10 protein-coding genes and 1 pseudogene are annotated in these 12917 nt (G+C 41.9%); 7 read left to right on the top strand and 4 right to left on the bottom strand.

The genetic code is table 11. The features are described from left to right. Positions 1–65: 65 nt before the first annotated feature. From V7K62_RS12710 to V7K62_RS12695, 4 genes are all read left to right on the top strand, one after another. A complete protein-coding gene (locus V7K62_RS12710) occupies positions 66–1355 on the top strand; it encodes an IS1/IS1595 family N-terminal zinc-binding domain-containing protein (RefSeq protein ID WP_442937266.1) in 1290 nt (429 codons plus the stop codon). A gap of 82 nt (positions 1356–1437) precedes the next feature. Next, entirely contained in the window at positions 1438–2142 is a 705-nt protein-coding gene (locus V7K62_RS12705) for an SDR family oxidoreductase (protein WP_334864355.1), read from the top strand. Positions 2143–2248: 106 nt separating this feature from the next. Continuing rightward, on the top strand, positions 2249–3313 hold the full coding sequence (gene hppD, locus V7K62_RS12700; protein ID WP_334864353.1) for a 4-hydroxyphenylpyruvate dioxygenase: 1065 nt from the start codon (positions 2249–2251) through the stop codon (positions 3311–3313). 78 nt (positions 3314–3391) lie between these two features. Beyond that, the gene (locus tag V7K62_RS12695; RefSeq protein WP_334864350.1) at positions 3392–4084 is read left to right on the top strand and encodes an HAD family hydrolase; all 693 of its coding nucleotides are present in this window, start codon (positions 3392–3394) and stop codon (positions 4082–4084) included. 307 nt (positions 4085–4391) lie between these two features. Here the strand turns inward: V7K62_RS12695 and V7K62_RS12690 are convergent, their stop codons facing one another. Further along, positions 4392–5018 (bottom strand): CPP1-like family protein, encoded by a 627-nt coding sequence (locus V7K62_RS12690; protein WP_334864347.1) that lies wholly within the window; start codon positions 5016–5018, stop codon positions 4392–4394. Positions 5019–5642: 624 nt separating this feature from the next. On the opposite strand from V7K62_RS12690, the gene V7K62_RS12685 reads away from it, so the two are divergent. Then, positions 5643–6362 (top strand): response regulator transcription factor, encoded by a 720-nt coding sequence (locus tag V7K62_RS12685; protein ID WP_069071980.1) that lies wholly within the window; start codon positions 5643–5645, stop codon positions 6360–6362. Between the two features lie 668 nt (positions 6363–7030). Here V7K62_RS12685 and V7K62_RS12680 read toward each other — a convergent pair. Further along, positions 7031–7222 (bottom strand): annotated as a pseudogene (locus V7K62_RS12680) (DUF2811 domain-containing protein); the annotation flags it as partial. A gap of 470 nt (positions 7223–7692) precedes the next feature. Here V7K62_RS12680 and V7K62_RS12675 point away from each other — a divergent pair. Next, positions 7693–8967, top strand: a complete 1275-nt coding sequence (locus V7K62_RS12675) for an MDR family MFS transporter (RefSeq protein ID WP_334864344.1) — start codon at positions 7693–7695, stop codon at positions 8965–8967. 36 nt (positions 8968–9003) lie between these two features. Here the strand turns inward: V7K62_RS12675 and hisIE are convergent, their stop codons facing one another. Beyond that, positions 9004–9654 carry a bifunctional phosphoribosyl-AMP cyclohydrolase/phosphoribosyl-ATP diphosphatase HisIE gene (hisIE, locus tag V7K62_RS12670; RefSeq protein WP_334864342.1) on the bottom strand — a complete coding sequence of 217 codons (651 nt, stop codon included), beginning with the start codon at positions 9652–9654 and terminating at the stop codon, positions 9004–9006. 229 nt (positions 9655–9883) lie between these two features. On the opposite strand from hisIE, the gene hemL reads away from it, so the two are divergent. Further along, positions 9884–11182: a glutamate-1-semialdehyde 2,1-aminomutase gene (hemL, locus tag V7K62_RS12665; protein ID WP_334864340.1), complete on the top strand. Its 1299-nt coding sequence runs from the start codon at positions 9884–9886 to the stop codon at positions 11180–11182. Positions 11183–11515: 333 nt separating this feature from the next. On the opposite strand, the gene V7K62_RS12660 is transcribed toward hemL, so the two are convergent. Next, on the bottom strand, positions 11516–12364 hold the full coding sequence (locus V7K62_RS12660; protein WP_334864339.1) for a fasciclin domain-containing protein: 849 nt from the start codon (positions 12362–12364) through the stop codon (positions 11516–11518). Positions 12365–12917: the final 553 nt, after the last annotated feature.

The raw sequence follows: 12917 nt of genomic DNA, 5'->3' as shown, positions 1-12917 counted from the left end.
GACAGTAATTTTTTATACTATATACTTAAATAAAGGTATCTGCTATAGACCACCTAAATCACAAGATGAAATGTCCCCGGTGCGAATCTACTTCATATCGTAAAAACGGTTGTCGGAATGATAAGCAGAATTACCTCTGCAAAAATTGTGGTAAACAATTCCTTGAGCCTGCATTCCCTCATTCCTTGGAAAGTGACTTGCTTGCTAACAGCAACGGGCACAGTAAAGTATCTATACCTGAAGCTAGAGAACTTTTTTTAGTCAAAAACCTATCTGAAGAAAAAGTTACAGAGAAAAGTCTTAGCTCTTTTAGTTTTATATTAGCTGAAGAACTGCTACAAACTATATTATCACCTGATTGGCTAGAATCTGCTGTCTTCAGCCAATTTATCCAAAAATTGCAACAAAAAACTGAAATTAAACATCAATTAGAAACAGGAATCTCACTTCTGCTTTTGGATGCAGAAAACTTAAAGTTAGATGTTAATTCAGAATTATTTTTAGGCAGTGTCTGCAAGTATCCCCTCCAATTTAAAATGGCATTTGCTAACTGGAGAAATCCAAGTATTGGGAAGCTAGATATTGAACTATATAACCGTGGCTATCAACTTGTTCATGTGCCGGAGGGTAAGAATAGTGCTGATGCAAAAATGATCGCATTTGGTGCTTGTATTTTACGCTCTTATCCAACAGTTAAAGAAATCTTGGTCTGTTCTAGCGATGGAATTTTAATTCACCTCTGTAACGAACTCCAAAACCAGGGATTGATTGTCTATTGGGTACGTAGACAAGGGCAAACTTTACATATAGAAAACCGAAATACTGGCAAATTAACTCATTATTCCTTAGCAATGGCAACAGAAGTTCCATCCTTGGAAAAAGTGGTTGATACAATTCAAGATTTAATTAAAACTGAACAGGAATCAATCAATGCTCGACTAGACAGTTTAGTAGCTGTTGCAACTTTATTTCAAGAAAGATGCGAGATCAATATTAAAGATAATCCCAAAAAAACAGAAGCTGAGAAAATAATCCCTATTTTAAATAACTCATTTACAGAATCTATTCAAGAAGAAGAAAAAAAAGAAGATTCAGCGGAAAATCCTAATGGAAAAACATTAGATGAATTACTATTAAAAATTATTCAAGATATCCAAACCCAGTCTCCTAAAACTAAATTATCTGTGTCCCAATTAGGTACAGAGATACGGAAAATCACCGGAGAATCACCCAATTCAATTATTCAAGAATTAAACTTAGGTTCTAGTTTTCTTAAATATCTAAAATCGTCTCCCACATTTACATTAAAGGCAAATGGCAAGGAATATGAGGTAACAGCGCTACCCTGCGAGTAAATACTTTCTGGATATTTACGTACAACCTGAGCCTGTAATTCAGTATTATGTAAAAAGATGTAAATAAATGTAAATAAGTACAATGCACGATAAAGTCGTTGTTGTTGTCGGTGCGACTGGTGGTATTGGTTCAGCTTTGACACAGAAACTTGCGCCTACCGGAGTCAGATTGGTACTGGCTGCCAGAGATGCGGTTCGTTTAACAACACTGGCAAATGATTTACCAGGGGAAGTTTTGAGCGTTCCCACCGATATTACTGACCCCCAACAGGTAGATATTTTGATCGAAAAGACCATCGCTGAGTTTGGTCAAATCGATATTTTAGTGAATGCAGCTGGTGCTGGTATACTCAAGCCCTACAACAGCCTGGAACCCGCTGATTTAGACAAGATGTTAGATGTCAACTTAAAAGGCAGCTTCTACACCACTCAGGCGGCTGCTGAAGAGATGCAAAAGCGTAAGTCTGGTCACATATGTAATGTGGTTGGAATTCTGGGCAAGCATTCGATGGCGATGGCGGCGGCTTATTCGGCTTCTAAGTTTGGTGTTGTCGGTTTCAGCAAGTGCATGGCAGAGGAACTCAAGCGTTTTGGTATCAAGTTCACGCTATTCTACTTTGGTGGGGTAGATTCTCCTTTCTGGGATAACGTCAACCTAAAAGTAGACCGGAAAAAAATGCTCAGTCCTGAAACTGCTGCCAATGCGATTTTCTTTGCCCTTTCTGCCGAACCGCAAGCTGTGCCAATGGAAATTAATATTCAACCTGATAGTCATCTGTTCTTTTAAAGTGAGAGTACGCTTACATAATTCTTGCTTAGGAAAGACGTGAAAATCTAGCAAAAAAGGCAAAATTTACAGATATATAAACTGCTATGCTGGATTTTCAGTATTTATGAAAATTGATCACGTTCATTTCTATGTAGAAGACGCCAAAGTGTGGCAGGATTGGTTTGTACACCATCTTGGTTTTCAAGCAGTAACCGATCGCATCAGTTCATTTCACACTTGTACAGAAGTGGTAAAAAGTGGTGATGTCTGCTTTTTTCTGTCTTCACCACTGTTGCCTACAAGTCCAGTAGCCGAGTTTCTGCGTCAATATCCACCTGGTGTGGCAGATGTCGCTTTTGCTGTCGAAGATGTCGAAGACGCGATCGCACTAGCTCAAAAACACGGTGCTACAATCCTACAACCCACCCAGGAACGCCAGATAGGTACGGCATTCCTCAAATGTGGCAAAATTGCCGCCTGGGGTGGACTAACTCATACGTTGATAGAAAGGTCATTTGTAACTAACACAAATGACAACGGACAAATGACAAATGACAACACTATTACCGCCATAGATCACGTAGTGCTGAACGTGGCAGTTGGTGAATTAGAGCGTGCTGTCGCTTGGTATGAAAATATCTTAGATTTTCAGCCCCAGCAAGCATTTAAAATTAAAACCAATCGCTCTGCTTTACACAGTCAGGTGATGGTTTCGCGCAACGGTAGCGTCCAATTGCCAATTAATGAACCGGCTTCTATGAATTCTCAAATTCAGGAGTTTCTTGATGTCAATCGGGGGCCAGGAATTCAACATATTGCCTTGCGGACGACTAATCTTGTGAGTGCGATCGCTAAATTTCGTGCCAGTGGTTTATCCTTACTCTCGGTTCCCCAAAGCTACTACTCGCAGCTAAAACAGCGACCAGGACTTAGCTTATCACCTCTAGAACTGGAAGCGATCGCTCAACAAGAAATTCTGGTGGACTGGCAAGAATATACTTCCGTAGAGGCACAACAAACCGCGCCCCTACTACTGCAAATTTTCACCCAGCCCATTTTTGAACAACCGACATTTTTCTTTGAGTTTATTGAACGCCGTTTTCAAGCTCAAGGTTTTGGCGAAGGTAACTTTCGCGCCTTATTTGAAGCCATTGAAAGCGAACAAATCAAACGCGGTACCCTGCAATAAAATGCTGATACTAGATTTATCTCTCGAAAAATAGCCATACATCTGAGATAATTGTAATAAAAATTAACTTTTCCGCCGATGCTAAGACTGATTACTGACTTCGACGGCCCAATCATTGATGTTTCCGAAAGATATTACCGTGTTTATCAATTCTGCTTAGAGAAAACCCGTCGCCCAAGCCAAGTAGTGCAAGAACTTCCGAAAGCGGAATTTTGGCAGTTAAAGCGATCGCGCGTTCCCGAAAAACAAATCGCCTTAAATTCCGGGTTAGACGAAACCCAAGCCCAAGAATTCGCCCAATTACGGCGGCAAACTGTGCATACAGAACATTATTTCAACTATGACACCCTCGCGCCTGGTGCTGTGGATGCGCTGTTAAAAATTCAACAAGCTGGAATTGATTTAGCAGTTATGACCATGCGCCGAGTTCGAGAACTAGATTATGCCTTTAAAAAATACGATTTAGGGAGATTTTTCCCGGAAAATCGTTGTTATTGTCTGAGTAATGACTACGTTAAAACCCGTGATATTGAAGATAAGCCTTTGTTGATGGCTAGGGCATTAAAAGAACTGCCCCCGGCTGCTGATACCTGGATGGTGGGAGATACGGAAGCCGATATTACTGCTGCGAAAAATTATGGTATCAAGGTGATGGCTGTAGAATCTGGCATCCGCGATCGCACCCAATTGGAACTTTACCAGCCCGACTTAATCGTTAAAGATTTTAGCACTGCTGTAGATTTAGTCCTAGAACCTAAACGCCTTGTCTAGAAAGGCTCTGTAGGCTGCAACAGCTTGAATATAATATCTATATCCAGATAATTAGCGCTCTCCTTAATCCCCTCCTGGCTTGCTCTTAGGGGAGACAAAGCGTAGCTTTGGCGGGGTGGGGTTCTTGGGGTTTAATCAGTAATCAAGCGTAGTAGGTTATCAATAGGTATATGTTTATTGTCTTTTAATATACTGACATACTTACGGTAGGGGCACACAGATATGCACCCTTACCGCGTGTTACATCTAAATAAATAACACACATCAATCACGTCTTCTTTTTAGAAGCTTCTTTACGGCTATCGATTTAGCGTAAAAAGCTACTAACCAACCACAAAAATATAAACGTCAGTACACTAGAGAACTGATTCGATGACAAATTGAGGAATGGTATTTGTGGTAAAAGCCAGATAGCAACTAGTCCCCCAGCGATTAAGCCAATTATTAAACTGACTAGGGTGAACAAAACTGCTCGGCCAAATTTGCCTTCCTTGCGATTGAGAAAGTAAATACTAGTGCCTACCCCAACCACCAATGCTAACTGCAAAACCTGATCGCCTCCCTCTGGATAGAACAGGCTAATAGAACTCAAACCGAGAAACCAAGCTCCTGGTAAGAGTATATCCGCAGGGGTTGGCTGATCCAGCATCCGTTGCAGCCATGCAGGTGACTGCTCGCGAGGGGTTGGGCTTTCTTTAGGAGGCGATTGCACTCGCAACTCTGGAAACCGGATGCGCTCAGGGACTTTGATTTTACCTTCCTGGCGCATCCGTAAGCGATCCATTAAAATCGCATCGTAAGCTGCTTCAATTACTTCTAAATGCTTGGCATCGCCATTATGCTGCTCGAATAGGCGATTACGAGCATCCTGAATTTCATCGAAGCTAGCCTCTTCTGATACCCCAAGTTTTTCGTAGGGATTTTGATCGCTCATGGGAGTTTGTTACTTCAGCCTCAGTCAGCGGCAGTCTTTTGTCAAAGAAAAAACAGCTTTAGGTTTTATTTTGATCGAAACTAAAATCTCGACCTATTTCATGCCCTACCAGGATAGTAGCACGGGTTAGTTTGATCGACTTTGTAATTTCAACTATAGTCACTTTAACATATCCCTATAACTCCGTGTATACCCTCATGTCGTTGTCTATATTCTGGCTCTAATCTAGAATTTGAACGGAGAGTACCTAAAATGCATAATTTTTATGAAAAAATCAACTTTACTCTTTCAAATTTGGCAACTTACAGTGCCGTAATAGAGTTTTTTTAATTATACTGAATAATCGCTTGTGGTATATATCCGCATATCGATTTAAAATTGAAACGTTTTAAGTTACCACCTAACTGGGATCAAGAAGGTGTGTTGGTGTCAAGAACGGTTGCGGTTAAAGTCAGAGCGCTTATATACTGTGGCTAACAACCATCCTGATTAGAATATTTATTTTTGAACGATCAGGATTCTTACACCGTAGCCATGTAGATTCTTAGTTAGCCCCAAAGTGGCAACTGCGTTTTTACGCAACTCTCTTGTTAATCTTACGAATTTTTGTGCAAAGTAATGGTCATGGCTCCTGCCAAGATTCTTGTAGTAGACGACGACCCTGCGGTTCGGAATTTAATCCAACGCTTTTTGATTAAGCAGAACTATCAGGTGGAGGCTGCCGAAGATGGAAAGACAGCCTTAACTCTATTTGAGCAATTTAACCCTGATTTGGTGATTCTAGATGTGAATCTACCAGATGTCACAGGGTTTAACCTCTGCCAAGAGATGCAAAGTCGTAATGGTGTTTTTGTTTTGATGTTGACTAGCCGTGCTGACGAAGCTGACAAAATTCGTGGCTTTGCTAAAGGTGCTGACGACTATCTCACCAAGCCTTTTGGTCTGGGAGAGCTAGAAGTCAGAGTCGGAGCTATTTTGAGGCGTCAGCGAGTGATAACTACGGCCGAGCAGAAACGCTTGGTATTTGAAAAACTTATGATTGATCCGGTGCGACGGGAGGTAGCACTTAATAACCAAGCAGTACCCTTAACTGCTCTGGAATTTGACTTGTTGCATTTTTTAGCTAGTCATCCAGGCCGAGTTTGGCGGCGGGCAGAACTAATCCAAGAGGTGTGGGATTATGAATATGTCGGCGACCAGCGGGTTGTAGATGTACATATCGGCCAAATTCGCAAGAAGATTGAAATTGATGCTAGTCAGCCAGCATTAATTCAAACTGTACGTGGCGTAGGCTATAAGTTTGAATCTCCTGCTCACCCCCAGCATTTGGAAGCCAAATCCTAAGTTTATAGTCTAGAGTTTTTTAACTCTTGACTGTTAACTCTTGGGGGAGGGATTAGTGAATTTGTAAGGATTCAGTAAAAGACAAATTTAGATAATCAAAATAGGTAGATATTCCTCAAATACACACCAGACAGTTATTTGAGATATTTCTTTATCTATTTAAGACAGTGGACAGGGGAGAGAGTCCAGTGGAAAATATTTCTTTGTCTGTGACCGTTTTGGTAGATATGGCGGTGCTTAGGTTGGAGTTCGTAAGGATACATAGCTGTGCATTGGTATCAACTGAAGCTAAAATCCCTTTAAAACCTCATTTCTAGTCTCTGGCTGAAAAAGCTGCTCATTGGGCTGCTGCAAGTCATTGAGGCGGCAGCCCAAAAATAGGCATTCCTAGTCTGAGACTGGGAACAAAGGTAAATCTTGCCCTATTACCAACTAGTTTTGGCAACAAGAGAAACTATTAGAACCTTTTGACGGATCAGAATCTACTGATCTTTTTTATTGTAATATTGCCGATCGCTATTAGCTTAAAATCTCCTTAATGGGGCACGGAAAACCGTGCCCCATCAATAGGGCATGAGCCACAATAACGCCCTTCATACCAGTACCTATGGGGTGTCTAGTAAATTAGCTGTTGCTGGTGAGTCGGTACAGGGCATTTCTACTGTGGAGTGGTGAAACAAAGTTTCCAGATAGACTCGCGCAGCACGGCGATCGCTATCTCCATTTTGGAGTAAAAACAATGATAGCGCCGCCGTCAATACTCTGTTTTCATCCCAATCGGGATGGGTTTCTAAGTAGCTTTTTAAGGATTCGTGGAGTGTTTCGGGAATTTCTGTAAAGATGCGAACCGTTGCTTTCATGAGATTTTCCTCCTATGAGGATAATCAAGAGGGACAAGTTGCTTGCGCTAAAGCGGTTTAAGACTTCACACGCTCTTTCGCTATCCCGACAATCTACGCGTACATTTGATGGTAATTTATTTTACACATCTAATGCCAACGGTTGAACGGATTACAAAAGCAAGCCGCATCATTGTGCGCCAAGAGGGGGTGGGTTTGTCAATGCTGCGAAATGTTAAAAACGATTGTATAAAAAATAAATGCGAACGAAAGAATCGGGCTTAAAGGCGATTTTTTGTGACTTTACTTCACAAAAACTCAGTCCTTAAACTTCTTTGCTACTTATTATCAACAATCCCCAGTAAGACAGCAAGAAGCCTATTAGCTCGTATAGCACCTGTGGAAAACTGCTAAAATCCCTGTGGAAACCCTGTGGAATGAGTGAGGAAAATAGTAGCCAATGATAAGAATTACCAAAATGTCAGTAAACTATGACATTTAAGCTCATGAAATTAGCTTCTCAATCTCAGTTATCATCGTGGTTGCCCTCGATACATCCCCAAGTCTGGATTTTCGCAATTGGTAGATTTTTCTCGGAAGTTGGTACTGGCTTTACCCTGTTTTACGCCCCCATCTTTTTTGTCAATCAACTTGGTTTATCTGCAACCAGTGTTGGGGTAGCCTTGGGTAGCGCCTCGATTTCCGGCATCGTCGGGCGGATTACGGGTGGTTCTTTGGCTGATTCTGGAGATTGGGGACGCCGCCGCACTTTGTTGCTAGCCACGGCGATTTCAGCAATTGCTTCTCTAGTTTTAGCTACAACCAATAATTTCACTACTTTGGTAATCGGTAGCTTGATTAGCGGTTTAGGGATAGGTTTTTATTGGCCGGCGGCTGAGGCTGTGGTTGCTGACGCTAGCCAAATTGACAATCGCCGGGAAACTTTTGCGATCGCTCGACTGGCTGATAATCTGGGGTTAGCGATCGGAATTGTGCTAGGAGGGTTTTTGATCGCGATAATTGGGAGTTATCGCTGGCTATTTGTGATTGATGCCATCTCTTTTATGGTATTTTTTGGAGTAGTCTATGTAGGAATTCGTGAAACTGAACAACAGCAGACAGAGGAATCTGAAAAAACAGAACATTTTGCTGCTTGGATGGCAGTATTAAGCGATCGCCGTTTTCTAGTCTACATAGCAGTTAATATATTCTTTACAATCTATATTTCTCAAATCCACAGCACCCTACCGCTTTACTTCAAAAACTTTGTCTTTGTAGAAAGTACTGCCAAGGGATTTGCTGAAACTAACATTAGCGGACTCTTTGCTTGGCATCTGGTGTTTGCAATTATTTGTCAATTGCCTGTCACCAGCATCTTAAAACGCTGTTCTCACACACTCGCACTCACTGTTTCTGCTATTTTCTGGGCAATTGGTTTTGGCCTGATTTGGGTAAGCGGGACAGCCCCATCTGATCATCTGGTTTGGGTAATATTGGCATTGGGAGTATTTGCTGTGGCGATTGTTTCTTATACCCCATCTGCTGCCTCTTTAGTGACTGAGTTAGCCCCGGAAAATCAACGCGGCGTTTATTTTTCCATCAACGCTTTGTGCTGGGCTGTTGGCTCTTTTATTGGTCATCCCTTGGGTGGATGGGCATTAGATCAACCGCGAGTTATTACTGATAGTTTCTGGCTAGGTTTTTCTTTGAGTGTAGCGATCGCTCTGGCAATTTTACAGTACCTGAATCGAATTTTGGCTGATTAAGATAATCCCTATGGTCAGGCGATCTGTTTTTTTGATCTATTGACGACGTTCTTGCAACTTCCGATACACCGATTTCAAATCAACTTGATGGTGAGCTAAGGCAACCAAAGTATGATATAGCAAATCAGCCACTTCACCGGCGATCGCATCTGCTTGATCATCTTTAAAAGCCATCACTACCTCAGCGGTTTCCTCACCAATCTTTTTCAAAATTTTGTTATCGCCACCTGCGAATAGTTTACAGGTATAAGAATCTTCAGTAGGATTATCGCGGCGATCGCATATTATTTCAAACAATTGTGACAATGTATCCCCTGGTGGTGGGGCAATTTTCCCTTCTATTTGGTGAAAACAACTGCGCTCTCCAGTATGACAGGCAATATCTCCTAATTGTTCTACCCCGATAAGCAGTGCATCACTATCACAGTCATAACGGATACTTTGCACTTTTTGGATATGCCCAGAAGTTGCTCCCTTGTGCCACAATTCTTGTCGAGAACGGCTCCAAAACCAAGTTTCTTCAGTTTCTAAAGTCTTTTGTAACGACTCCTGATTCATCCACGCCATCATCAGGACAGTACCATCCAGATAGTCTTGGACAATTGCAGGTACTAGACCCCGTTCATCGTAGCGAATTTTATCAACCGGGATGGTGTAGTGCAGCGATCGCGAATCGTTAGAAGACATACCAGCTAGTTTGCTCTAATGAGAATAATTTATGGATTCACGATACCATTCACAATAGGGCAACTGGTATGTTTTTTGGAATTAAATATCTCAAGTCAAGTCTTCATTGGACTTGCCTAACATCTTGTTATTTTTTTGGTTCAGCTAATTTTATCGGATAGAAATTCTAAGCAGTGTTTGATCCTATCCTAAGATAGAGCTTTTTATTGCCCACTGTTAGGAGAGAACTTTGGTAAATACCACAATTAAAACAACAAAATCACAAGAAGTCTTCGCCGCTGCTCAAAACCTCATGCCCGGAGGAGTCAGTTCTCCAGTTCGTGCCTTTAAATCTGTGGGCGGACAACCCATCGTTTTTGATCGTGTTAAAGGCGCGTATATTTGGGATATAGATGGCAATAAATACATAGACTATGTAGGCACATGGGGCCCAGCTATTTGCGGTCATGCTCATCCAGAAGTAATTGCAGCCTTGCATGAAGCTTTAGAAAAAGGCACCAGTTTCGGCGCTCCCTCAGTCCTAGAAAATGTTTTGGCAGAAATGGTCATCGATGCCGTTCCTAGCATCGAAATGGTCAGATTTGTTAATTCTGGAACTGAAGCTTGTATGGGAGTTTTGCGGCTGATGCGGGCTTTCACCAACCGGGAGAAAATCATCAAGTTTGAAGGTTGCTACCACGGACACGCCGATGCGTTTCTAGTAAAGGCGGGTTCTGGTGTTGCTACACTTGGTTTGCCAGACTCACCCGGAGTACCTAAATTAGCAACTAGCACCACTCTAACTGCGCCTTTCAATGACTTAGAAGCCGTTAAAGCCTTGTTTGAAGAAAACCGCGACGAGATTGCTGGCGTTATTCTTGAGCCAGTCGTTGGCAATGCTGGATTTATTGCGCCTGACGCTGGCTTCTTAGAAGGATTACGGGAACTGACTCACGAGTATGGAGCGTTATTGGTATTTGACGAAGTGATGACAGGCTTCCGCATTGCTTACGGTGGCGCTCAAGAAAAATTTGGTGTTACTCCCGATTTAACAACATTGGGCAAAGTGATTGGTGGTGGTTTGCCAGTAGGGGCTTATGGTGGTCGCCGAGATATTATGTCAATGGTTGCGCCCGCCGGCCCCGTGTATCAAGCTGGAACACTTTCTGGTAATCCCTTGGCGATGACTGCTGGTATTAAGACTTTAGAATTGCTGCAAAAGCCAGGTACTTACGAGTCTCTTGAGCGGATTACTAAAAAGCTAGCAGATGGTTTGCTGCAAATTGCCAAAGAAACTGGTCATGCAGCTTGCGGGGGTCAAATCAGCGCCATGTTCGGCTTATTCTTTACCTCTGGCCCAGTTCATAACTACGAAGATGCGAAAAAGTCTGATACAGCTAAATTCGGACGCTTCCATCGCGGGATGTTAGAGCGTGGTGTTTACTTGGCACCCTCTCAATTTGAAGCTGGGTTTACGTCTTTTGCTCACACTGAAGAAGATATTGAGCAGACTTTAGCAGTTGCACGGGATGTAATATCTAGTCTGTAATCGCGAACCTAGTCAAAGTAGGGAAACCACTGCGTTGCGGTGAGTCTAGCGCTGTCGGCGGGTTTCCCTCCGTAAGCAACTGCCCTCATCCCTCAACCCCTTCTCCCAAATTTGGGAGAAGGGAAGCCAGAATTTCAAACTCATCCCCCAAATCTGGAAGAGGGATTTAGGGTGAGGGCGACAACTACGGTTCTCAACTTAGATAAGGTTTAGTTGCCAATTTCCAACAATAGTTATGACAAAAACCGTCCAAAATTACCATTTGAACGGAATTTTTTCCTATTAATACTTAATGTCAACCTAGTCTACTACGGGTGTACTGGTATCTCAAAACTACAAGTCAGGAGGCAAAATAACCTGATCAATTGCGTGGATTACACCGTTGCTACCTGTGATATCTGCTTGTGTCACTTTAGCATCATTGACAGTTACACCGGTAGCAGGATCAACTTTAACGTTGATTGTGCCGCCTTCAAGGCTTTTAACTTCGCCAGACTTCAAATCAGCTGATAATACCTTACCAGGTACAACATGGTAAGTTAAGATTTTGATCAATACTTCTTTGTTGCTTGGTTTTAACAATTCTTCCAAAGCATCTGGTGGCAACTTAGCAAAAGCTGCATCAGTGGGTGCGAAAATAGTTAAGTTATCTTTGCCTTGCAAAGCTCCGGTCAATCCTGCTGCTTTCAAAGCCTTGGTTAAGGTGGTAAAGGAAGCGTTTGACTCTGCCAACGTTAACAAGTTTTTGCTTTGATTGTCGCTTGCCCCTGGGCCTGGTGGAGTTGTAGTAGGTGTATCAGTAGATGGTGTGGTAGGTTGAGTTTCCGGGGTAGTACTTGGAGTTAAGGGTGTCGGTTCACTAGGTGTAGCACTACCACCACCACGGTTATAGGGAGGCTCGTTGAAAATACTTGGTTTGGGATTTACCGTTCCACCACTTTTCTGTGCTACTGGTTTGGGTTTGGTATTGCCCTTTTCTGTTTGGGAAACGGCCTCAGCCGGTGTGTATTGAGTGTTTGCTTGAAGGCGTTGACCTCGGTTATAGGGGGCTTCGTTGAAAATACTGGGGTTAGGATTTAGTGCCTCTTTCGCATCAGATGGTAAAGTAATGAGGACGCTGAAACTAGTAAATCCTGCTATGCCTGCCAATGTGGTCAGCAATTTGCTGTAATTTGTCTTCATAAATTTTGTTTGTCTTTTTGTCCACACATTACATAAAGATTTATAACATTTTGTTATGCACAAAATCTAACCGAAAAGGGAAGTAAGATTTTTCTTTAGAAGAGTTTGTGCTGGTGAGGTAAAATATCCAACCTCGACTTACGCTGACAAGTATGAAATATATCTACCATATATTTCATGTAAATTGAGCAAATTTTCTCCATCACACCAAAATAAGTTAAAAAGTCCCATTCGGTGTAACGTAAATTCTCCGAAAGTGTGAAAATCTCACATCTATAAAATAAGCTTAGGACAAAAATTATACTTAAAAGCCAGTTTGTATCCAAACTTGTACGTAAATTAATAGTTGATTCATAAATCCTTAATTACATAGGGAAGAAGGCTATATCTCAGAATTAACCATTGATTCTTCAGCAAAAGCACAGAAATTAATTACCGAAATATTTTAACGTATGCTACCGGTGACAGAAATTAAAGCAACTGCTAAAGACTCAGAGGTTATTTATAAAGTAAAAATAAAATTATTGTCGGGAGTGTTAGGCGCATATTTTGA

This window comes from Nostoc sp. (assembly GCF_036917935.1).
GTDB lineage: Bacteria > Cyanobacteriota > Cyanobacteriia > Cyanobacteriales > Nostocaceae > Nostoc.
The sequence above is the reverse complement of the archived record's forward strand: the minus strand, read 5'-3'. Positions and strand labels throughout refer to the sequence as shown.